We start from the raw sequence: 2,959 nt of genomic DNA, 5'->3' as shown, positions 1-2,959 counted from the left end.
GGTCACCTGCTGGAATTCTGTAGTAGCGCGGTCCAGAAATTCTTTCGGCACGGCCGACGAAAGAGGCCTTTCCTGGGGTGCCGATCCCTCCTCGGTGAGAACCTGTTGCACTCCCTGCACGGCGTGATCGAGGGCCTGTTCGACGTGTTTGGACAGCGACGACGCGGTTGTCCTGTCGCCTTCCAGAAAACGCGTCATCGCCTCGACGATGTCGCCCGCTTCGATAGGTTCAGGTGTTGGATCTTTGAGGGCTTCGACCATTGCCCGCAAGCGGTCCGCGGCCTGAAACATCACATCCACGACGTCGTGATCAAGCGGCAATTCATTTTTCCGTGCCGCATCGAACAGATTCTCGAGCTTGTGGGTCAGTTGATTGATATTGGTGAGATTGAGCATCGCCGACAGCCCTTTGAGGCTGTGGGCGGCGCGAAACATTTCATTGAGGGTTTCGGCGTCAAACGTGGCCGCGTCGCCCGGTGGCCGCTGCCGCAACCATTCGTCGAGCGCCAACAGGTTTTCATTGAGACGATCCAGGAGCTGGGTGGCCTCATCCAGGAAATCCCCCAGCATTTCCTGAAACATGTCATCGCTCAGGTAGGCATCCATGGTCACAGGTACTCTTCGGCAGGTCGTTGGGACGGGCTGATTAAGCCAGCAACCTGGGTGGGAAAACTCGTGGCATACCTCTCTGCGACTTCCCTGTCGAAAATCAGCAATGGATTTCGAGGCTATGGGCTGATCGAGACTCCTTCTCGCCTGAGAGGCGGCCCCCAAGGGAATCGGCTAAAAAAAGATAGGTCGCAAAAATGACATGGCAACTCGTGCACGTGGGTTGGTCCGATGCACGTTCATGAAACGAGAGTCCCCTGTGAGGCAGTGACTCCCCGGTTGCTGCTACAGTCGGTTTGCGCCACCAATCCGTTTCGTTCCGGCACAATCCGAATTTTTGGCTTGCGGATCATTTTCGGAAAAGATTGAACCGGCGACCGGCCGACAAGGTTCGCCTGCCATGAGGCGGAATGGCGGCGGGAAAGCCGCAAAAAGGCAGGTCAATTTCGCGGTGGTTCGGGAAAGGCGTCTGGCCGTGGGTAATGGGTGCCGTCGCACCACCTGCGGCCAATCCCAGACAATTATTCTTGCGGTAGCGGGTGATGAGTGACCGGCTCGCCCCATGAAAGAAAGCGCTTATCATGCGTGACAAGGATGATTTGCCTTTCGGGACGTGTGTGAAGGAATTGCCGCAGATTCTCCCGTCGGTTTTCGTCCCACATGTGGAAACAATCGTCAAGAAGGAGTGGCAAAACGACCTCGCCTGCCAGTCGATCGAGCACTGCCCAGCGGATGGCCAGCGCAAGCTGATCCCGCGTGCCCTGGCTCAATTTTTCCCAACTGAGAGCATCCTCGCCGTCTGTGTTTCGCGCGGAAACACGGAAACTCACAACAAAATCCTCATCGACACAGAACTCGCGATCATGACGCCCTGTCCAGTCGGCCATGAGTCTGTTGATCCCCTTTTGAAATGCTTCCCGATGGCGGGACGAATAAAGCTGGTACGCCTTCTCGATCAACCGAAACGCCTGGGCGATTGCCTCCGCACGCATCTCTAACTGTTTCAACTGTTCGTCAACAGACGCCAGTTCCTGCTGCGCCTGGGCCACGTTGACCATCGTTTGTCCTTCCCAGCGTGCAAGCTCCGTTTCCCGGTCGTTGCGTTGACGGCGAAGCTCTTCGAGCGTCTGGTCCAGCCTGGTCAGTTCTTCCTTGCGCTGGCCCACCTCACGCTCCAAACGGTCGGCCTCCCAGTTCCACGCGTCTTCAGCCAGCGGACTTTCCCGCTTGAACTGGCCCACCTCTGCAAGTAGGACGTGGAAATCCTCCTCAGCCTTCTTCAGATTCTCTTCCAACTCCACTCCTGTTGAGACGCCCACGCTGCGGAGAAGCGTATTCTTTTGTTGGTCGAGTGAACTGTGCTTCTGTTCCCAGCGGGCAAAATCCTCCAGCAGCCCGAATGCCCGCGCAAGCTGTTCCTCGCTCAGGAGTCGGCCGGGGTCGCTGCGTTCCCCCGCGGGAATATCGCAGAGGTCGAGGACTTCGTCCGGCACCGCCGAGAGCAGCAGGCGGCTTCGCGCTTCTTCCAAGCTTCGCTGCTCCCGAGAAAAATTTTCGCGGGTCTCCAGGAAAGTTCGGTACCGTCCCAATCCCTGAAGGAGTTGGCTGAGATCCCGGGTTCCGGCCCATGCTTCGATGCTGCGCCACACTTGTTCCACGCTTTCCCGCGTCCGACGCAACGCCTGTTCGCACTGTTCGACTTCCTGCTGGCGAGCGGTGTACTCTGCCGGCCAGCATGTGGGTCGATAAACCCGGGAAATGCCCCATCCCGCGGCCACCGCCACAAGCAAACCCGCAACTATCCCCAGCAGGACGTACCCGAGCACCCACAAAATCGCCGCGACAACTCCGCCCGCGAGGACAGCCCCACCCAAAACCACTGGCCGCTGGCGTCGGTGATCGATGACGGGCTGAACCCGCTGCCACTGCAGCCGAGCCTGGTCGAGCCTTTCCTCCGCCTCTTTCAAATGGTCCATTTCTTGTTGAAGACGCTCGATTTGCTGGGGTGCGTCTTCCGGCCAGTGGCAAACGTCGGCAAAACGCTCCTGGGGACTGGAAGAAGCGAGTCGCCGGGCTCTCTCGGTCACATCCCGGGCCAGGTCCCGGTAGTCCTGCAATTGTTCATACCACCGTTTTCGTGCTTCCGGGGTGGCCTTCCGCAAAAACGCGGGAAACTGTTCTGCGGCCGCCTGAAGTGCGGCTTCTTCCTGGAGGAGGCGCTGCCACTCACCCATCGCTTTTTTCAGGCGGTCTCGGGTCTCCGATTTGAGGCGATGTTCCCGACGAAATTGGCGGACACGGTCCAGCACTTCCAGTTCCAGCTTCAGGTCCTGTCGGGCCTTTTCCGTTT

General features: G+C 58.6%; 2 protein-coding genes. Both read right to left on the bottom strand.

Translation table 11 applies throughout. The annotated features are described in order from the left end of the window. The coding region (locus H5U08_RS14465; protein WP_297034533.1) for an Hpt domain-containing protein at positions 1 to 606 on the bottom strand (606 nt) is incomplete at its 3' end. 524 nt (positions 607 to 1,130) lie between these two features. Beyond that, positions 1,131 to 2,959 (bottom strand): hypothetical protein (locus tag H5U08_RS14460; RefSeq protein ID WP_297034530.1); only part of this gene is annotated, 1,829 nt, incomplete at its 5' end.

This window comes from Thermogutta sp. (genome assembly GCF_014359955.1).
Taxonomy (GTDB): Bacteria; Planctomycetota; Planctomycetia; order Pirellulales; family Thermoguttaceae; genus Thermogutta.
This window is presented reverse-complemented; position numbering and strand designations above follow the sequence as displayed.